This is a genomic window from Streptomyces sindenensis (genome assembly GCF_014649035.1).
Taxonomy (GTDB): Bacteria; Actinomycetota; Actinomycetes; order Streptomycetales; family Streptomycetaceae; genus Streptomyces; species Streptomyces sindenensis.
This window is the reverse complement of record NZ_BMSG01000002.1, coordinates 294104-312284: the sequence shown is the minus strand read 5'-3', so window position 1 is coordinate 312284 and position 18181 is coordinate 294104. Positions and strand designations below refer to the sequence as shown.

Genomic DNA, 18181 nt, shown 5'->3' with positions numbered 1-18181 from the left:
TTCTGCGGCGTCGGATCCTGCCGGGCCGGATCCCGTGGTGTCGGGGCCTGCCGGGCCGGGTCCTGTGGCGTCGGGTCCTGCGGGGTCTGGGGCGAGGGGATGGTCACTGGTTGGCCTCCGCACGTGCCGCTTCCCGGCTCTTCTCCGCCGCGTGCTCGGGAAGATCGTCGGAGGTCACGGTCCACCAGGGGAGTACCCGGTAGACGGGCTTGGTGCTGATCTTCTCGGCGCTCCACGGGGGCGGGGCGATGGAGCTGGTGGCGGAGCGGAGCTGGATGCGTTCGATCGTGCCGCCGTAGTCACGCTCGCTCAGCCGCAGCATCGCGATCCGCCGCACGTAGCGCTCGGAGAGGTCCCCGCGCAGCCCGTTGGGGCGGTTCTCGCTGTCGTGGGAGTTGACGTAGAAGTCCCAGCCCCGGCGGAGCTCGTTCTGGTTCACGTGGCTGGGGAAGAAGTTGCCGCGTATCCCTTTGGCGTCCTCGTGGGTCAGGTTCATCCACCGGGTGGTGCGGCGACCGTCGGCATCGGCCACTTCGGCCCGCACATGGACGGCGACGTTCTGCTGGAGCGGGTTGGGCGCGAAGAGCTTCCAGTTCTGCTCGAACTCCGGGTAGATCCAGCGGTCGATCGTCTTCCCGTGCTCCTTCGTCAGCGTGTTGGACGGGGCGACGTGCAGGAACACCATGGCCACGTGCGTGCAGGCGAGCAGCCCGATCAGGGACAGCGCCAGGGCCGCGACCACCTGGTACGGAGACGAGAGCCCGGCTATGCCCCGGCCGGTGACCGAGGGCTCGGCCTGGGGCGTCGAGGGCGCCGGGGGCGTGGTGACCGCTTGGTCCGGCGGTACGGCTCCGTCGGGCGGGACGACGCCGTTCGGCGGTATGGCTTCGGGGGTGTCCCGCGCTTCCGCCGGCCGGTTCAACGCCTGCGGCCAGGCGTTCTTCCCCCCGCCCGCAGAGCTCCTGTCGTGGTCCGAATCCATCCCGCCCCGCTCACCGTCGATCACCACTCAGTTATCCACAGGGTTGACACCCTACGGGCCTCCGACTCACCATTGAAGTCAAGGAACCGAACGATCGGTCGGTAGGGAGCCCGGGATGGCGGCAGTGACTGCGCACCAGACGACGCAGAAGACGCTCGGCACGGCGAATGCGGCGGGTGGACCGGGTTCGACCGGTGCGGCGGACGCGACGAACGCGGCGGTTGCGGACCACCTCGCGGCCTTCGACGCGGCCGTGGCGGCGGACGAGCGGATCGAGCCGCGCGACTGGATGCCCGATGCCTACCGGGCGACGCTGATCCGCCAGATGGCCCAGCACGCGCACTCGGAGATCATCGGCATGCAGCCCGAGGCCAACTGGATCACCCGGGCGCCCTCGCTGCGCCGCAAGGCGATCCTCATGGCCAAGGTGCAGGACGAGGCGGGCCACGGCCTGTATCTCTACAGCGCCGCCGAGACCCTGGGCACCAGCCGCGAGGAGCTGCTCGACAAGCTCCACGCGGGCCGCCAGCGCTACTCCTCGATCTTCAACTACCCCACGCTGACCTGGGCCGACGTCGGCGCGATCGGCTGGCTGGTGGACGGCGCGGCGATCACCAACCAGGTGCCGCTCTGCCGCTGCTCCTACGGCCCCTACGCCCGCGCGATGGTCCGTATCTGCAAGGAGGAGTCCTTCCACCAGCGCCAGGGGTACGAGCTGCTGCTCGCCCTCAGCCGTGGCACCGAGGCCCAGCACGCCATGGCCCAGGACGCGGTGAACCGCTGGTGGTGGCCCTCCCTGATGATGTTCGGCCCGCCCGACGACGCCTCGTCGCACTCCGAGCAGTCGATGGCCTGGAAGATCAAGCGGCACTCCAACGACGAGCTGCGCCGGCGCTTCGTCGACATCTGCGTACCCCAGGCCGAAGCACTGGGCCTGGAGCTCCCGGACCCCGACATCCGGTGGAACGAGGAGCTGGGCAGCCACGACTTCGGCGCGATCGACTGGTCGGAGTTCCAGGAGGTCCTCAAGGGCAACGGCCCCTGCAACGAGCAGCGGATCACCCAGCGGCGCAGGGCCCACGAGGAGGGCGCCTGGGTCCGGGACGCGGCAGCCGCGTACGCCGCCAAGCACGCCCCGGCACAGACATCGCCCCAGACACCGACACCGACACCGGCACCTGCGCCGGCACCGGCATCGGCATCGGCACAGACCAGCGCGTCCGCGCAGCATGTGGAGGAGACGGCATGAGCAGCTCGACCGACTGGCCTCTGTGGGAGGTGTTCGTGCGCTCGCGGCGCGGACTGTCCCACACCCACGCGGGCAGCCTGCACGCGCCGGACGCCGAGATGGCCCTGCGCAACGCCCGCGACCTCTACACCCGCCGCTCGGAGGGCGTCTCGATCTGGGTGGTCCCGTCCACCGCGATCACCGCCTCCTCCCCCGACGAGAAGGACTCCTTCTTCGAGCCGGCCGGCGACAAGCCCTACCGCCACCCGACGTTCTACGAGATCCCGGACGGGGTGAAGCACCTGTGAGCGCCGCACTCGCCCTCGGCGACGACGCGCTGGTGCTCTCGCACCGGCTGGGGGAGTGGGCCGGTCACGCCCCCGTCCTGGAGGAGGAGGTGGCGCTCGCCAACATCGCCCTGGACCTGCTGGGGCAGGCGCGGGTGCTGCTCTCGCTCGTCGGCGACGAGGACGAGCTGGCCTACCTCCGCGAGGAGCGCGCCTTCCGCAACCTCCAGCTGGTCGAGCAGCCGAACGGGGACTTCGCCCACACCATCGCCCGGCAGCTCTACTTCTCCGTGTATCAGCATCTGCTGTACGAGCGACTGGCGGCCGGGGGCGGCGAGTTCGCCGCTCTGGCGGCCAAGGCCGTGAAGGAAGTGGCCTACCACCGCGACCACGCCGAGCAGTGGGTCCTGCGGCTCGGGGACGGCACGGAGGAGAGCCACGGCCGGATGCAGAGCGGACTGGACGCGCTGTGGCGGTTCACCGGTGAGATGTTCCAGCCGGTCGAAGGGCTGGACTCCCCGGAATCCGGCGTCGACCGGGAGGCGCTGGAGAGCAGTTGGCTCGCCGCCGTCACCGATGTCGTCGAACGCGCCACGCTGACTCTCCCCGCGGGACCGCGGTCCGGGGGCTGGGCGGCGGGCGCGGGCCGACAGGGTCTGCACACCGAGCCGTTCGGCCGCATGCTCGCCGAGATGCAGCACCTGCACCGCAGTCACCCGGGGGCGTCATGGTGACCGACACGCTGCTGGAGGCGGAGCTGCGCGAGCTGGCCGGCTCCGTGCCCGACCCCGAGCTCCCGGTGCTGACCCTGGCGGAGCTGGGTGTCCTGCGGGATGTCCAGGTGGAGGGCCCGGGCCGGGTGACCGTGCGGCTCACCCCGACGTACACCGGCTGTCCGGCGATCGAGGCGATGTCCGCCGACATCGAGCGGGTGCTGCACGACCACGGCGTGCCGGAGGTCTCCGTGGTCACGGTCCTCGCACCGGCCTGGTCGACGGACGACATCAGTACCGAAGGGCGCCGCAAGCTGGCGGAGTTCGGCATAGCGCCGCCACGCCCGCACAGCGCCGACGGCGGCCCCGTGCCGCTGACGCTCTCGGTGCGCTGCCCGCACTGCGGCTCCACGGACACGCAGTTGCTCAGCCGGTTCTCCTCCACGGCGTGCAAGGCCCTGCGCCGCTGCGCCGCCTGTCGTGAACCGTTCGACCATTTCAAGGAGTTGTAGATGTTCCATCCGCTCCGGGTCAGCGCGATCGAACGGATCACGGACGACGCGGTGGCCGTGACCCTCGCCGTGCCGGCCGAGCTGCGCGAGACCTTCCGCCACACCCCCGGCCAGCATCTGAATGTGCGCTACACCGTGGACGGCCAGGAGGTCCGCCGTTCGTACTCGATCTGCGCACCGGCCACCGAGCAGCCCGGCGAACCGGTGCTGCGGGTGGGCATCCGCATGGTCGAGGGCGGAGCGTTCTCCACGTACGCCCTGAAGGAGCTGGCCGTCGGGGACCAGGTGGAGGCCATGCCTCCGATGGGCCGCTTCGTCCTGAAGCCGCGCCCGGGCCTGTTCGCGGCGGTGGTCGGCGGCAGCGGCATCACCCCGGTGCTGTCGATGGCGGCCACCCTGCTCGACCGGGAGCCGACGGCCCGGTTCTGTCTGATCCGCAGCGACCGCACGGCGGCCTCGACGATGTTCCTCGACGAGGTGGCCGACCTCAAGGACCGCTATCCGGACCGCTTCCAACTGGTCACCGCGCTCTCCCGGGAGGAGCAGTCGGCCGGTCTCCCCTCCGGGCGGCTGGACACCGAACGGCTCACCGGTCTGCTGCCCGCCGTGCTCCCGGTGGCGGCGGTGGACGGCTGGTTCCTGTGCGGGCCGCTGGGTCTCGTCCGGGGCACGGAGAAGGCCCTGAAGGCGCTCGGCGTCGACCGTTCCCGGGTTCATCAGGAGATCTTCCACGTCGACGAGGGCCCCGCCGACGCGACGGTGGCCAAGGTCGCCGCCCCGTCCGACTCCGTGCTGACGGCCACCCTTCACGGCCGCTCGGGCAGTTGGCCCGTGGAGAACGCGGAATCCCTGCTGGAGACGGTGCTGCGAAGCCGCTCGGATGCTCCGTACGCGTGCAAGGGCGGAGTCTGCGGGACCTGCCGGGCGTTCCTCGTCTCGGGCGAGGTCCGGATGGACCGCAACTTCGCCCTGGAACCGGACGAGACGGAGGCGGGCTTCGTGCTGGCCTGCCAGTCGCATCCGCTCACCCCGGAGGTGGAGCTGGACTTCGACCGCTGAGGCCCGGACGAGCCACAGCGCCATTCCCTTCCCATCCCATAGAAACTGTTCTATCTTGACGGACCGTCAGCTAGCTCAGGGCCAACGGGAGGCTGGGACAGTGGACTTCACCTTCACCGAAGAACAGCGGGCGGCGGCCGAGGCGGCCCGGGCCGTCTTCTCGGATGTCGCACCCGACCGCACGCCCAGCCCCGCCCTGACGCCGGGCGCGGTGGCGGAGGACATCGACCGGCAGCTGTGGCGCGAGCTGGCCCGCACGGACCTGCTCGGGCTCACGCTGTCGCCGGACCACGGGGGCGCGGGCCTGGACCCGATCGCGCTCTGTCTGGTCCTGCGGGAGTCGGCCAAGGCGCTGGCCAGGGTCCCGTTGCTGGAGACCTGCGCAGTGGCGATGGCCATCGAGCGGTACGGCGAGCGCGGCCTCGCGGCGGAGCTGCTGCCCCGGGCCGGCCGGGGCGAGCTGGTCCTGACCGTCGGCGCCAACGGACGCAGCGGCCACGATCCGGCCGAACTGGCCGTCTCCGCACGGCCGTACGGGGAAGCCGACGGAGAAGCCGACATGAAGACCGGTGGTCCGTCCGGGGGATCCGGCTGGGTGCTCGACGGGGTCCAGTCCGCGGTTCCCTGGGCCCAGGTGGCCGACTGGATCGCCGTCCCCGCACACACCGCCGAGGGCCGATCGGTCCTCGCCCTCGTGCCCCGGACCCGCGACGGGGTCGCCTTGGCCGACCAGGTCTCCACCAGCGGTGAACGCCTGGCGGAGGTCCGGCTCGACGCCGTGCGCGTGGAAGCGCGCGAGCTGATCGAGACCGCGGGCTGCTGGGACTGGCTGCGGTCCCTGCTCACCACGGGGACGTGCGCGCTGGCGCTCGGGCTGGGCGAGCGAGTGCTCGCGATGACCGCCGAATACACCGGCAAGCGCGAGCAGTTCGGGTTCCCGGTCGCTACGTTCCAGGCGGTGGCCGTCCAGGCCGCCGACCGGTACATCGATCTGCGGGCGATGGAGGCGACCCTCTGGCAGGCCGCCTGGCGGATCTCCACCGACGCCGGCGGCCCGCTGCCCGCCGCGGGCGATGTCGCCGTGGCGAAGATCTGGGCCTCCGACGGCGTGCGCCGCGTCGTGCAGACCGCCCAGCATCTGCACGGCGGCTTCGGCGCGGACACCGACTACCCGCTGCACCGCTACCACGCCTGGGCGAAGCAGATCGAGCTCTCCCTCGGCCCGGCAGCGGCCCACGAGGAGACGCTGGGCGATCTGCTGGCCGCCCACCCACTCGGGTGACACCGGCAGACCTGACCGGGCCCGGGGCCCGGGGCCCGGGGCCCGAGACCCGGCCCGGGCCCGGCTCCCACTCGGCGGACACCGACCGCGGCCGGGCCCGAAGGACGGACTCAGAGGACGAAGGCGGGCGTCCCGTTGTCCGTGACCATCGGGCGGCCGGCGCCGTCCCAGGCCTGCATGCCGCCGTCGATGTTCACCGCGTCGATGCCCTGCTGGACCAGGTACTGGGTGACCTGGGCCGACCGGCCGCCCACCCGGCACATCACATACACGCGCCGGCCGTCCTCGGACGCCTCGGTCAGCTCGCCGAACCGGCCCACGAAATCGCTCATCGGAATGTGCAGCGCACCCTCGACGTGACCGGCCGCCCACTCGTCGTTCTCACGGACGTCCAGGACGAAGCCGTCCGACGGCACCGCGGCGGCGTCCACCGAGGGCAGCGGGGCGAAATTCATGGGTCATGCCTTCTCTCGTACATACGCGGAAGAGTCGTCCACTCGCGGAAGAGTCACCGGGAACGCTACTGCACCCGACTCCCGCACCCGGCCCACTGCACCTAGTGCACCCACTGCACCCACTGCACCCACTGCACCCACTGCGTCACTACGCCCTACCGCGCCCACCGCCCCCACTCCGCCTACTGCGCCATCTCCGCGAGCTCGGCCTCACGCCGGGACACCTCGCCCAGCAGCTGCTCCGCGATGTCCTCCAGCAACTGGTCCGGATCGTCGGGGGCCATCCGCAGCATCGAGCCGATCGCGCCGTCCTCCAGCTCCTTGGCGAGCACCGTCAGCAGCTCCTTGCGCCGGCTGAGCCACTCCAGCCGGGCGTAGAGCTCCTCGCTCTCGCTCAGCGGAGCCGGCGGCTGCACCGGGCCGGCCTCCCACTCCGCCACGAGCTCCTTGAGCAGCTCGACGTCACCGCGGCCGTAGGCGGCGTTCACCCGGGCGATGAACTCGTCCCGGCGCTGCCGCTCCACCTCGTCCTGGGCGAGGTCAGGGTGCGCCTTGCGGGCCAGCTCCCGGTAGAGCCTGCGGGCCTCCTCGCTCGGCCTGACCCGCTTCGGCGGCCGGACCGGCTGCTCGGTGAGCATGGCCGCGGCCTCGGGGGAGAGCCCGTCGGTGTCCATCCAGTCGTGGAACAGCTCGTCGACCCCGGGCATCGGCATGACGACCGCCCGCGCCTCCCGCGCCTTGCGCTCGTCCTCCGGGTCCCCGGTCTTCGCCGCCCGCGCCTCCGCGATGAGCGCGTCCAGCTCGTCGAGACGCGCGTACATCGGGCCGAGCTTCTGGTGGTGCAGCCGGGAGAAGTTCTCGACCTCCACCCGGAAGGTCTCCACCGCGATCTCGAACTCGATCAACGCCTGCTCGGCGACCTGCACCGCCCGGGCCAGCCGGGCCTCGGGCCGCTGCTCGGCGTCCTCCGGAGCGGGGGCCTGCCCGGCCTCGTCCCGCCGGACGTCCTGGGCGTCCTGAACGTCCTGGACGTCGTCGCTGTCCTGCGGGACGTTGTCCTGCCGGTCTTCATCGTTCCGGGTGGTCGGCACCCCGGCGGCTTCGTGGGTCACCCGTCCAGCGTATGGCCACAGCCCGGCGGCGCGGCACACCCGGTGGGACCGAACCGTACCCACCGCTTCACGCGCGCGCCGGACCCGGACCCGTCACACACCGAACTCGGCGGCCAGCCTGCCGGTCTTGATCCCCCGCAGCAGCTCGGCGTGATCCGCTTCCGTACGGTCGGCGTACGTCACGGCGAAGGCGGCCACCGCCTCGTCGAGCTCGTCGTTCTTGCCGCAGTAGCCCGCGAGCAGACGGGGGTCTGCGCTGTGGGCGTGCGCCCGGGCCAGCAGCGCACCGGTCATCCGCCCGTAGTCGTCCACCTGGTCGGCGGGGAGCGCCGCGGGGTCCACGCTGCCCTTGCGGTTCCGGAACTGGCGGACTTGGAACTGCCGGCCGTCGACGTCCGCCCAGCCGAGCAGGATGTCGCTGACGACCTGCATCCGCTTCTGCCCGAGCACCACCCGACGACCCTCGTGCGCCACCTCCGGTACGTCGAACCCGACCGCGGGCAGATAGGGGGCGAGCACCGAGGGGCGCGCCTCCTTCACCTGGAGGACCAGCGGCTCTCCCTGGTGGTCGAGCAGCAGCACCACGTACGACCGGGTGCCCACGCTGCCGGTGCCGACCACCCGGAACGCCACGTCGTGGATCGTGTACCGGGCCAGCAGCGGCAGCCGGTCCTCGGAGACGGTGGAGAGATAACCGCCGAGACCGGCGGCCACGACCGCGGCCTCGGCGTCCGGCACCCGGCGCAGCACGGGCCGCGCGTCGACGAAGCGCCGGCCGCCGTCGGGGCACTCCTCGGTGGACCGGGCGGCGAACCGGGCGCTGGTGTTGTTACGGGCCTTCTCCGAGACCCGTTCCAGGGTGCCGACCAGGTCGCGCGCGTCCGTGTGCGAGACCAGCTCCTCGTCCGCGATCGCGTTCCAGGCGTCGAGAGCGGGCAGCCGGGCCAGCAGCCGCATCGTGCGCCGGTAGGCGCCGACAGCGTCGTACGCGCCCCGTCGGCAGGTGTCCTCGTCGGCCCCGGCGGCCCGGCCCGCGAGCACCAGGGAGGTGGCAAGCCGCTTGAGGTCCCACTCCCACGGCCCGAAGACGGTCTCGTCGAAGTCGTTGAGATCGATGACCAGGCGGCCCCGGGCATCGCCGTAGAGGCCGAAGTTGGCCGCGTGCGCGTCGCCGCAGAGCTGGGCTCCCACACCGGTGACCGGGGTGCCCATCAGGTCGTGGGCCATCAGCCCGGCCGCACCCCGCAGGAAGGCGAAGGGCGTGGCCGCCATCCGGCCCACCCGTATCGGTGTCAGCCCCGGCACGCGGCCCCGGTTCGACTCCTCGACGGCCCGCACCGCGTCCGGCCGTCCCGGCGGCAGGACCAGCGAGGCGTGCGAGGACCGCGGCACCCGGTCGCGCAGCGCCTTGCCCGCCGCCTTCGGTGAACTCGCGGCCCCGCGCCGGGCGAAGCCGGTCACGACGGGAATACGCGGATCCGACTCCTCGGCACGCTGTTCAGGCATCGTCGTCCCGGTCACGCTCATGGCGCGTCGCCTCCCCCACCCTCGTACACGCTCTTCGGCTGCCCGGCTGTCCCGCCCGGCCGGCGGCCCTGCCCAGCAGTGGCCGAGCACGACGGTACCGCCGATTCGTCAGCGTGTGTCAGCAGCCGCCACGGGCCTCCGGGGACAGGTAGGTGTCCGCCCACTGCCCCAGCTCCTTGAGCGCGGGTTCCATCGCGGCGCCTGCCTCGGTGAGCCGGTACGCGACGCGCAGCGGCGGCCCCTCGTCGACCTCGCGGATCACCAGGCCCGCGGCGCCGAGTTCGGTCAGCCGGTCCGAGAGCATCCGCTCGCTGATCCCGGGAATCGCCCTGCGCAGCTCGGCGAAGTGCACCGGCCGCTGCATCAGCACCGAAACGATCGGGCCGGTCCAGCGCTTGCCGAACAACTCGAAGACCCGACTGATCCCCACATCGACCCGCCGACAGGCCTCTTCGTTGTGATCCGCCATACCCCCAGCGTACTGCGCCGACGTCGGGAGCTTACTAAAAATAAGTAGCTATGTTATTAGTAGTTACGTACGCAATGGCTAGCCAGCGACGCCCCCGAGGTCTCGTCGGCCGCCCGCACCCCTTCCCCCTCTCTGTGGAGATCCCCATGGCCACGCTCCTGCACCTCGACTCCGCCGTCTTCCCCCAGGGCTCCGCCTCCCGCGACATCACCGCGGCGTTCGTCGAGGCCTGGCGCGAGCAGCACCCGGACGGCACCGTCGTCCACCGCGACCTCGCCGCCGATCCACTGCCCCACCTGGACGCCGGCTCCACGGCCGCGGGCGCCGACGACCCGCTGCGCCGCGAGCTGGCCGACGAACTGGCCGCGGCGGACGCCGTCCTGATCGGCGCACCGATGTACAACTTCACGATCCCGTCCACCCTCAAGGCATGGCTGGACCAGGTGATCATCGTCGGGCACAACGCCGGACCGGACTCCCCCGTCGCCGGAACCCCGGTGACCGTCGTCGCCAGCCGCGGCGGTTCCTACGCTCCGGGCACTCCTCGCGAGAGCTTCGAATTTGTCCAGAATTACTTGGAGAAGGTGTTCGCGGGCATGTTCTCCACCGAGGTGGACTTCATCGTTCCGGAGCTGACCCTCGCCCACTCGCAGCCGTCGATGGCCGAACTGATCCCGCTCGCCGAGGCCTCCCGCACCCAGGCGCTCGAAGACGCCCGGAAGAAGGCGAAGGCCCTGGCCACCCGCCTCGCCGCCTGAACGAACGGCAGACAGCGGAATGCGGCGGGGCCGCGGAGTTTCTTCTACGAACTCCGCGGCCCCGCCGCATCACGATCAATCGGACGTTTCACGTGAAACATGGCCCGTGCGCATGGCCCGTGCGCATGGCGCGTGAACGTGGCACGTGGAGGTCCCGCATGAACGTGCCGCATGAACGTGCCGCATGAACGTGCCGCATAAACGTGGCTGTAGACGTCGCACACGGACATGGCACGCCCCTCGCGGATCAGGCAGCCCCTCCGGCCGCCGCCACCCCCGCGCCCGCAGGCTCCTCGTCACCCTCGTCACCGGTCTGCCCGGCCCGCGTACCGCGACCGGATCCGCCGCCCCGCAGGCCCGCCCCGCCCGACCGGGAGCCCGTGTCCGCAGCGGGATCGGAACCGGCTTCCTTGGCCTCCGCGGCGATCCTGGCCTCCTGCTCCTCCCGCTCCGCCTTCTCCCGCGCCTGAGCCGCCAGATCCACCCGGCCCTCGGGCTTGATGTGGGCGATGACCCCGGGGTGAGCGATCGACGGGAGGATGTGCCGCCACATCTCCGCGACTTGCTCGCGCAGATCGGCACGGCCGGAGTCGGCCTCCGAGACCAGCTGGATACCGGTGAAGGAGGCGACGATGATTTTGGCCGACACCATCGGGTCGATCTGCGGAAACACCTCGCCGCGCTCCTGACCCAGCTCCAGCATCCGGGCCGTCGCGTCGATCCACTCGCCCCAGGGGTGCGGTCCGCCGAGGAAGACGCCCTCGATGGAGAGCCTGGTGCCGGCCCGGGCCATCGCGTTGTGGCGCAGGGCGAAGGCGAACTGCTGGCCGCCGTCCACCAGGGACTGGAGCGGCGATCCCTCCTGCTCGAACTCGACCGTGGAGGTCTGCTCGTCCATGATCGCCTGCGCGATCGCCTCCTTGGAGGCGAAGTGGAAGTACAAGGCCCCCTTGGTGACCTTGGCACGGCGGAGAATCTCCGAGATGGCGGCACGCTCGTAGCCGTAGTCGTCGAAGACACTCGCCGCGGCGTCCACGATCGACCGCCACGTCTGGACCGCGCGAGCCTGCTTCGCCATTTCCTGCCTCCGGGACGTTCTGTGCGCTCAGCCCTTCACCGCCGAGCCGCCGTCGATCCAACCTCTGCGGCCAGCGTATGCAAGTGCGCCGTTGCACCGGCCATCGGTCTGTCCGGAAACCGTGCCCACACCCGCTGTCCGTACCCCGCCCGTCCACCGAAAACACGGAAACGACACCGACGAGACGGTCGCGAACACACAACGACGAAGAACCCCCGCTCCGGATCTCTCCGAAGCGGGGGTTCTCCCGATTCAAGCTCGGCAGCTGCAAGCACCTGCCGTTGTGCGCGAGGGGGGATTTGAACCCCCACGTCCCTAAGGACACTGGCACCTGAAGCCAGCGCGTCTGCCGTTCCGCCACTCGCGCATGAGTGGTGTTTTCAGACTCTCACCTTGGGGGGCGAGCGCCTGGCGACAAACGGAAGATTAGCACGCTGGACAGGGTGGATTCACATCCGTTGTTTCGTCGGCTCCGGGAGGGGAAGCGGGAACCCCGAACCATCGCCCCCCACTCCTCCTGAGTGCGTCCCGGGTGCGGGACACTGTGAGGAGGCCACCTCTACGATCCGTGTGAGGGGTGACACTCATCCACAGGCCGGACAAGGGGAACCAGCCGATTTCCCGACGCGTGGATACGATCAGTAAGCAGTACAGGGACGATGACAACGGAGGAGGTGCCCCATGGGGGTGATGAAGCGTTTCGAGCAGCGCCTCGAGGGGCTGGTCAACGGCACCTTCGCCAAGGTCTTCAAGTCCGAGGTGCAGCCCGTCGAGATCGCCGGCGCCCTCCAGCGCGAGTGCGACAACAACGCGACGATCTGGAACCGCGAGCGGACCGTCGTCCCCAACGACTTCATCGTCGAGCTCTCCACCCCCGACTACGAGCGGCTCAGCCCGTACTCGGGCCAGCTGGGCGACGAGCTCTCCGGCCTGGTGCGCGACTACGCCAAGCAGCAGCGCTACACGTTCATGGGCCCGATCAAGGTCCACCTGGAGAAGGCCGACGACCTCGACACCGGGCTCTACCGGGTCCGCAGCCGCACGCTGGCGTCGAGTACGTCGCAGCAGGACCCGTCGGCCCACCACCAGCCCCCGGCCGGGCGTCCCGGCGCCCCGCAGGCCCCCGGCGGCTACGGCTACCCCCCGAGCGCCGCTCCGCCGATGCCCGCGGCCCCGCCGCCCGGCGCCGGACGGCCCTCGGCCCCCACGAGCGACCGGCGCCCGCCGGCCGCGCCCGGTGCCATGCCGGACGCCCGGACACGGCGCTGGATCGAGATCAACGGCACCCGCCATCAGATTTCCCGCCCGACGTTGGTGATGGGACGATCCACCGACGCCGACGTGCGGATCGACGACCCCGGCGTATCGCGCCGGCACTGTGAGATCCGGACCGGAACGCCCTCGACGATCCAGGATCTCGGGTCCACCAACGGCATCGTGGTGGACGGGCAGCACACCACCCGCGCTACGCTCCGCGACGGCTCGCGGATCGTCGTGGGCAGCACCACCATCGTTTACCGGCAAGCCGAAGGGTGAAGCGGGGGCAATGTCAGAGCTGACCCTGACGGTCATGCGGCTAGGTTTCCTGGCCGTTCTGTGGCTGTTCGTCATCGTGGCCGTGCAGGTCATCCGCAGCGACCTGTTCGGAACGCGCGTCACGCAGCGCGGCTCACGCCGCACTGCCGCCGACACGCGCCCCCAGCAGGGCCGCCAACAACAACCAGCGGCGCCGCCCCAGCAGCGTCAGCAGTCCGGGCGGCAGCGCCGCGGTGCGCCCACCAAGCTGGTCGTGTCCGAAGGCACGCTCACGGGCACCACGGTCGCGCTCCAGGGCCAGACCATCACCCTGGGCCGGGCCCACGATTCAACGATCGTGCTGGACGACGACTACGCGTCCAGCAGGCATGCCAGGATCTACCCGGACCGTGACGGCCAGTGGATCGTCGAGGATCTCGGGTCCACCAACGGCACGTATCTGGAGCGGACCCGGCTCACCACCCCGACACCAGTTCCGCTGGGCGCGCCGATCCGTATCGGCAAGACCGTCATCGAGCTGCGGAAGTAGTACGACAATGAGCGAGCGGAGCGAGCGAGCCGCGGCGGTCCCGACGGTGGACGCTGCCCGGTTCCCGACCGGAGGGTGGGCAGTGTGGCTCGAGACAGGCTGTACCCCGAGCCGACGGGCGAGGTGCGCATGAGTCTGTCGCTGCGCTTCGCCGCCGGGTCGCACAAGGGCATGATCCGGGAGGGCAACGAGGACTCCGGCTACGCCGGTCCCCGGCTCCTCGCCATCGCCGACGGCATGGGCGGCCAGGCGGCCGGTGAGGTCGCCAGCTCCGAGGTGATCTCCACGCTCGTCCCGCTCGACGACGACGTACCGGGATCCGATCTCCTGACCTCGCTCGGCTCAGCCGTGCAGCAGGCCAACGACCAACTGCGTGTCATGGTCGAGGAGGACCCCCAGCTGGAGGGCATGGGCACCACGCTCACCGCCCTGCTCTGGACCGGTCAGCGCCTCGGCCTGGTGCACGTCGGGGACTCCCGCGCGTATCTGCTGCGCGACGGCGTCCTGACGCAGATCACCCAGGACCACACCTGGGTGCAGCGCCTGGTCGACGAGGGCCGGATCACCGAGGAAGAGGCCACCACCCACCCGCAGCGCTCCCTGCTGATGCGGGCGCTGGGCAGCGGCGACCACGTCGAGCCGGACCTCTCCATCCGCGAGGTCCGGGCCGGCGACCGCTATCTGATCTGCTCGGACGGCCTCTCCGGCGTGGTCTCGCACCAGACGATGGAGGAGACCCTCGCCAGCTACCAGGGCCCGCAGGAGACCATCCAGGAGCTGATCCAGCTCGCCCTGCGCGGCGGCGGCCCCGACAACATCACCTGCATCGTCGCCGACGTCCTGGACGTCGACAACAACGACACCCTGGCCGGGCAGCTCAACGACACACCGGTTGTCGTCGGCGCGGTCGCGGAGAACCAGGCCCAGCTGGGCGACGGCGGGGCCATGCAGACGCCGGCCGGACGCGCGGCGGGCCTCGGCCGCCCCGTGCCCCCGCCCTCCGGCGGCTTCGGCCCGCCCGGCAGCGGCGACACCGGCTACGACGGCATGCCGGACGGCTCCTACGACTCCTATACGGACGACGACTTCGTCAAACCGCGCGGCGGCCGTAAATGGCTGAAGCGTTCCGTCTACATCGTGCTGGCGCTGGCCGTGATCGGCGGCGGTCTCTACGGCGGCTACCGCTGGACGCAGACGCAGTACTACGTCGGCGCGAAGGACGAGAACGTCGCGCTCTTCCAGGGCATCAGCCAGGACCTCGCCTGGGTCTCGCTCTCGAAGGTCGAGAAGAACCACCCCGAGATCGAGCTCAAGTACCTGCCGCCGTACCAGCGCAAGCAGGTCGAGTCGACGATCGCCGAGGGCAACATCGAGGACGCCCGCGAGAAGATCGCCGAGCTGGCCGCCCAGGCCTCCGCCTGCAAGAAGGACGCGCAGCGCCGTGCGGCCGAGGCCGAGACCAGGGCCCGTACGGGCGAGGGCGAGGCCGGCGGCACCGCCGGAGCCCCCGCCACCAGGACTTCCGCCACGTCCCCCGCCAAGGGGACCAAGCAGACCACCGCTCCCACTCCCGGCCCCAGCCTCTCGGAGGAAGAGAAGAAGCTGGTCCCGCAGTGCGGTAAGCAGTAAGCCGTAGGGGGCCTCAGCACCATGAGCGTTGTCACCAACACGACCACCATCGGCGCGATCGACGCACCGAGCCGCCGCAACACCGAGCTGGTACTCGTCGTCTTCGCCGTCGCCATCTCGGTGTTCGCCTACGCCAACGTGGGCCTCGCCCTCAACGGCGAACTGCCCTCCGGGATGCTCGGCTACGGAGCGGGGCTCGCCCTGCTCGGCGGGGTCGCGCACCTCGTGGTGCGCAGGTTCGCCAAGTACGCCGATCCGCTGCTGCTGCCGCTGGCGACCCTGCTCAACGGCCTGGGCCTGGCGCTGATCTGGCGCCTGGACCAGTCGGAACGCTTCCAGGCACTGACCAGTTTCGCCCCGGCCGCCTCGAAGCAACTGCTGTTCTCCGCCATCGGAGTGGCCACGCTGGTCGCGGTCCTGGCCATCCTGAAGGACCACCGCATCCTGCAGCGCTACACGTACATCTCCATGGTCGTGGCGCTGTTCCTGCTGATCCTGCCGATGTTCTTCCCCGCCGTGAACGGCGCCAAGATCTGGATCAAGATCCCGGGTTTCGGAACGCTTCAGCCCGGCGAGTTCGCCAAGATCATCATCGCCGTTTTCTTCTCGGGTTACCTGATGGTCAAGCGGGACGCGCTGGCCCTGGCCAGCCGCCGCTTCATGGGCCTGTACCTGCCCCGCGGACGGGACCTCGGCCCGATCCTCGCCATCTGGGCGATGTCGATCCTGATCCTCGTCTTCGAGACCGACCTCGGCACCTCGCTGCTCTTCTTCGGCATGTTCGTCGTCATGCTCTACGTGGCGACCGAGCGCACCAGCTGGATCGTCTTCGGTCTGCTGATGTCGGCGGTCGGCGCGGTCAGCGTCGCCACGTTCGAACCGCACGTCCAGCAGCGCGTGACCGCCTGGCTCGACCCGTTCGCGGGCTGGGGCAAGGTCGCCGCGAGCGAGCAGATGGCGAAGTCCCTGATGGCCTTCGGCTCCGGAGGCACGCTCGGGACCGGGCTCGGGCAGGGCAACTCCGACCTGATCGGCTTCGCGGCCAACTCCGACTTCATCCTGGCCACGGTCGGCGAGGAGCTCGGGCTCGCCGGGATGATGGCCGTGCTCCTCATCTACGGCCTGATCGTCGAGCGGGGCGTACGCACCGCTCTGGCGGCCCGTGACCCGTTCGGCAAGCTGCTCGCGATCGGTCTCTCCGGGTCGTTCGCCATCCAGGTGTTCGTCGTCGCCGGCGGTGTGATGGGCCTCATCCCGCTCACCGGTATGACGATGCCGTTCCTGGCCGCGGGCGGTTCCTCCGTGCTCGCCAACTGGGCGCTGATCGCCATTCTGATCAGGATCAGCGACACCGCCCGCCGCCCGGCTCCGTCCCCCTCACCGTCGCCCGACGCCGAAATGACCCAGGTGGTCCGACCGTGAACAAGCCGCTGCGTCGGATCGCCATCTTCTGCGGGATCCTCGTCCTCGCACTCCTCATCCGGGACAACTGGCTCCAGTACGTCCGTGCCGACGAACTGACCAGCCACAAGTACAACCGCCGCGTCGAGATCGAGCGGTACGCCCACGAACGCGGCGACATCATCGTCGACGGCAAGGCGATCACCGGCTCCGCGGAGACCGAGGACAGCGACTTCAAGTACAAGCGGGTCTGGAAGAACGGCCCCCTGTGGGCCCCGGTGACCGGCTATTCGTCCCAGGCCTTCGACTCCTCGCAGCTGGAGAACCTGGAAGACGGCATCCTCACCGGCAACGACGACCAGCTGTTCTTCGACCGGACGCTGTCGATGTTCACCGGCGAGAAGAAGCGCGGCGGCAACATCGTCACCACGCTGAACGGCGACGCCCAGAATGCCGCCTTCAACGGGCTCGGCGACAAGAAGGGCGCGGTGGTCGCCCTCGACCCCAAGAGCGGCGCCATCCTCGCCCTCGCGAGCACCCCGTCCTACGACCCCTCGGTCTTCGCCGGAAACTCCATGAAGGACTCGGACAACCGGCAGAAGCTCCTGAAGGACAAGGACAAGCCGATGCTCAACCGGGCATTGCGCGAGACCTACCCCCCGGGCTCCACCTTCAAGGTCGTCACCGCCGCCGCCGCCCTGGAGAACGGGCTGTACGACGACATCGACGCCAAGACGGAGTCGCCGCTGCCCTGGACGCTGCCGCAGTCCACCACCGAGCTCAAGAACGAAGGCACCATCCCCTGCAAGGACGCCTCGCTGCGGGAGGCCCTGCGCTGGTCGTGCAACACCGTCTTCGGGAAGATCAGCGACGACCTCGGCAACGAGAAGATGATCGAGCAGACGGACAAGTTCGGCTTCAACGAGGAAGTCTTCACGCCCGTCCGCGCCGACGCGAGCATCTACCCCGAGGACAACAGGCCGCAGAACGCGATGGCCGGCATCGGTCAGGCGTCGAACCGGGCCACCCCGCTCCAGATGGCCATGGTGGCGTCCGCGATCGCCAACGACGGCAAGCTGATGCAGCCGTACATGGTCGCCGAGCGCCAGGCGCCCAACCTGGACCCGGTCTACACCCACGAGCCCGAGGAGCTGGGCCGCGCGGTCTCCGGGGAGAACGCGCAGAAGCTCCAGCAGATGATGGAGACCGTCGTCAAGGACGGCACGGGAACCAACGCGCAGATCCCCGGCGTCACAGTGGGCGGCAAGACCGGTACCGCCCAGCACGGTCTGAACAACAGCGAGAAGCCGTACGCCTGGTTCATCTCGTACGCGAAGACCGACAACGGCTCCCCGGTCGCCGTCGCCGTCGTGGTCGAGGACGGCAACGCCAACCGGGACGACATCTCCGGTGGCGGCCTGGCCGCCCCCATCGCACGCGATGTGATGAAGGCGGTCATCGACAGCAAGAAGTGAGACCTGTCACGGCCGTCGCCCGTCATACCGGACATCGCATACCGGTCGGATATCGGCTGACGGGTGCGGGCTGATCACGTCACCCGTGCCCGGTAGCGTATGCGCGAACAGCGCACCGCCGCGGACCACACACGGGTGCGGTCGGGACT

Annotated in this window: 18 protein-coding genes and 1 tRNA gene; 12 read left to right on the top strand and 7 right to left on the bottom strand. The window is 70.3% G+C overall.

The genetic code is table 11. The features are described 5' to 3' along the window. Window positions 1-103: 103 nt before the first annotated feature. Complete coding sequence (locus IE145_RS04700; RefSeq protein ID WP_189519052.1) at window positions 104-1009, bottom strand: DUF5819 family protein; 906 nt, start codon at window positions 1007-1009, stop codon at window positions 104-106. An 88-nt stretch (window positions 1010-1097) separates the two neighbouring features. On the opposite strand from IE145_RS04700, the gene paaA reads away from it, so the two are divergent. The 6 genes from paaA (at window position 1098) to IE145_RS04670 (ending at window position 6063) form a co-directional block, all read left to right on the top strand. Continuing rightward, window positions 1098-2231, top strand: coding sequence for a 1,2-phenylacetyl-CoA epoxidase subunit PaaA (paaA, locus tag IE145_RS04695; RefSeq protein ID WP_189519051.1), 1134 nt, complete (start codon window positions 1098-1100; stop codon window positions 2229-2231). Beyond that, on the top strand, window positions 2228-2518 hold the full coding sequence (gene paaB / locus IE145_RS04690; protein ID WP_010060350.1) for a 1,2-phenylacetyl-CoA epoxidase subunit PaaB: 291 nt from the start codon (window positions 2228-2230) through the stop codon (window positions 2516-2518). Before paaA ends, paaB begins: the two co-directional genes overlap by 4 nt. Beyond that, window positions 2515-3231 carry a 1,2-phenylacetyl-CoA epoxidase subunit PaaC gene (gene paaC, locus IE145_RS04685; protein ID WP_189519049.1) on the top strand — a complete coding sequence of 239 codons (717 nt, stop codon included), beginning with the start codon at window positions 2515-2517 and terminating at the stop codon, window positions 3229-3231. Before paaB ends, paaC begins: the two co-directional genes overlap by 4 nt. Further along, window positions 3225-3722, top strand: a complete 498-nt coding sequence (paaD, locus tag IE145_RS04680) for a 1,2-phenylacetyl-CoA epoxidase subunit PaaD (RefSeq protein ID WP_189519047.1) — start codon at window positions 3225-3227, stop codon at window positions 3720-3722. The genes paaC and paaD overlap by 7 nt, the downstream gene beginning before the upstream one ends. Next, entirely contained in the window at window positions 3723-4781 is a 1059-nt protein-coding gene (locus tag IE145_RS04675; protein ID WP_189519045.1) for a 2Fe-2S iron-sulfur cluster-binding protein, read from the top strand. A 100-nt stretch (window positions 4782-4881) separates the two neighbouring features. Beyond that, window positions 4882-6063 carry an acyl-CoA dehydrogenase family protein gene (locus IE145_RS04670; RefSeq protein ID WP_189519043.1) on the top strand — a complete coding sequence of 394 codons (1182 nt, stop codon included), beginning with the start codon at window positions 4882-4884 and terminating at the stop codon, window positions 6061-6063. Window positions 6064-6173: 110 nt separating this feature from the next. On the opposite strand, the gene IE145_RS04665 is transcribed toward IE145_RS04670, so the two are convergent. The 4 genes from IE145_RS04665 to IE145_RS04650 all read right to left on the bottom strand — a co-directional run bounded on the left by IE145_RS04665 (window position 6174) and on the right by IE145_RS04650 (window position 9626). Continuing rightward, entirely contained in the window at window positions 6174-6518 is a 345-nt protein-coding gene (locus tag IE145_RS04665) for a rhodanese-like domain-containing protein (protein ID WP_189519040.1), read from the bottom strand. Between the two features lie 182 nt (window positions 6519-6700). Continuing rightward, a complete protein-coding gene (locus tag IE145_RS04660; RefSeq protein ID WP_189519038.1) occupies window positions 6701-7630 on the bottom strand; it encodes a J domain-containing protein in 930 nt (309 codons plus the stop codon). A gap of 93 nt (window positions 7631-7723) precedes the next feature. Next, window positions 7724-9157, bottom strand: coding sequence for a DUF2252 domain-containing protein (locus IE145_RS04655; RefSeq protein ID WP_229825327.1), 1434 nt, complete (start codon window positions 9155-9157; stop codon window positions 7724-7726). Between the two features lie 118 nt (window positions 9158-9275). Beyond that, entirely contained in the window at window positions 9276-9626 is a 351-nt protein-coding gene (locus IE145_RS04650) for a winged helix-turn-helix transcriptional regulator (RefSeq protein ID WP_189519036.1), read from the bottom strand. A gap of 146 nt (window positions 9627-9772) precedes the next feature. Here IE145_RS04650 and IE145_RS04645 point away from each other — a divergent pair, with 146 nt between their 5' ends. Beyond that, entirely contained in the window at window positions 9773-10384 is a 612-nt protein-coding gene (locus IE145_RS04645; RefSeq protein ID WP_189519034.1) for an FMN-dependent NADH-azoreductase, read from the top strand. A gap of 247 nt (window positions 10385-10631) precedes the next feature. Here IE145_RS04645 and IE145_RS04640 read toward each other — a convergent pair whose 3' ends face one another. After that, the gene (locus IE145_RS04640; protein ID WP_189519032.1) at window positions 10632-11462 is read right to left on the bottom strand and encodes a ScbR family autoregulator-binding transcription factor; all 831 of its coding nucleotides are present in this window, start codon (window positions 11460-11462) and stop codon (window positions 10632-10634) included. Between the two features lie 284 nt (window positions 11463-11746). After that, window positions 11747-11829, bottom strand: a tRNA-Leu gene (locus IE145_RS04635). Between the two features lie 314 nt (window positions 11830-12143). Here IE145_RS04635 and IE145_RS04630 point away from each other — a divergent pair. The 5 genes from IE145_RS04630 to IE145_RS04610 all read left to right on the top strand — a co-directional run bounded on the left by IE145_RS04630 (window position 12144) and on the right by IE145_RS04610 (window position 18032). Beyond that, window positions 12144-12998: an FHA domain-containing protein gene (locus IE145_RS04630; protein ID WP_189519030.1), complete on the top strand. Its 855-nt coding sequence runs from the start codon at window positions 12144-12146 to the stop codon at window positions 12996-12998. Between the two features lie 10 nt (window positions 12999-13008). Then, the gene (locus tag IE145_RS04625) at window positions 13009-13527 is read left to right on the top strand and encodes an FHA domain-containing protein FhaB/FipA (RefSeq protein WP_189519028.1); all 519 of its coding nucleotides are present in this window, start codon (window positions 13009-13011) and stop codon (window positions 13525-13527) included. 129 nt (window positions 13528-13656) lie between these two features. Then, window positions 13657-15156, top strand: coding sequence for a PP2C family protein-serine/threonine phosphatase (locus tag IE145_RS04620; RefSeq protein WP_189519287.1), 1500 nt, complete (start codon window positions 13657-13659; stop codon window positions 15154-15156). 21 nt (window positions 15157-15177) lie between these two features. Beyond that, on the top strand, window positions 15178-16578 hold the full coding sequence (locus IE145_RS04615; RefSeq protein ID WP_189519026.1) for an FtsW/RodA/SpoVE family cell cycle protein: 1401 nt from the start codon (window positions 15178-15180) through the stop codon (window positions 16576-16578). Then, a complete protein-coding gene (locus tag IE145_RS04610; protein WP_189519024.1) occupies window positions 16575-18032 on the top strand; it encodes a peptidoglycan D,D-transpeptidase FtsI family protein in 1458 nt (485 codons plus the stop codon). Before IE145_RS04615 ends, IE145_RS04610 begins: the two co-directional genes overlap by 4 nt. The last annotated feature ends 149 nt before the right edge of the window (window positions 18033-18181 follow it).

Coding starts and splice junctions, on each gene's coding strand:
- paaA (WP_189519051.1), top strand. CDS start 1,098: ATGGCGGCAGTGACTGCGCACCAGACGACGCAGAAGACGCTCGGCACG.
- paaB (WP_010060350.1), top strand. CDS start 2,228: ATGAGCAGCTCGACCGACTGGCCTCTGTGGGAGGTGTTCGTGCGCTCG.
- paaD (WP_189519047.1), top strand. CDS start 3,225: ATGGTGACCGACACGCTGCTGGAGGCGGAGCTGCGCGAGCTGGCCGGC.
- IE145_RS04675 (WP_189519045.1), top strand. CDS start 3,723: ATGTTCCATCCGCTCCGGGTCAGCGCGATCGAACGGATCACGGACGAC.
- IE145_RS04665 (WP_189519040.1), bottom strand. CDS start 6,518: ATGAATTTCGCCCCGCTGCCCTCGGTGGACGCCGCCGCGGTGCCGTCG.
- IE145_RS04655 (WP_229825327.1), bottom strand. CDS start 9,157: ATGAGCGTGACCGGGACGACGATGCCTGAACAGCGTGCCGAGGAGTCG.
- IE145_RS04650 (WP_189519036.1), bottom strand. CDS start 9,626: ATGGCGGATCACAACGAAGAGGCCTGTCGGCGGGTCGATGTGGGGATC.
- IE145_RS04645 (WP_189519034.1), top strand. CDS start 9,773: ATGGCCACGCTCCTGCACCTCGACTCCGCCGTCTTCCCCCAGGGCTCC.
- IE145_RS04640 (WP_189519032.1), bottom strand. CDS start 11,462: ATGGCGAAGCAGGCTCGCGCGGTCCAGACGTGGCGGTCGATCGTGGAC.
- IE145_RS04630 (WP_189519030.1), top strand. CDS start 12,144: ATGGGGGTGATGAAGCGTTTCGAGCAGCGCCTCGAGGGGCTGGTCAAC.
- IE145_RS04625 (WP_189519028.1), top strand. CDS start 13,009: ATGTCAGAGCTGACCCTGACGGTCATGCGGCTAGGTTTCCTGGCCGTT.
- IE145_RS04620 (WP_189519287.1), top strand. CDS start 13,657: ATGAGTCTGTCGCTGCGCTTCGCCGCCGGGTCGCACAAGGGCATGATC.
- IE145_RS04615 (WP_189519026.1), top strand. CDS start 15,178: ATGAGCGTTGTCACCAACACGACCACCATCGGCGCGATCGACGCACCG.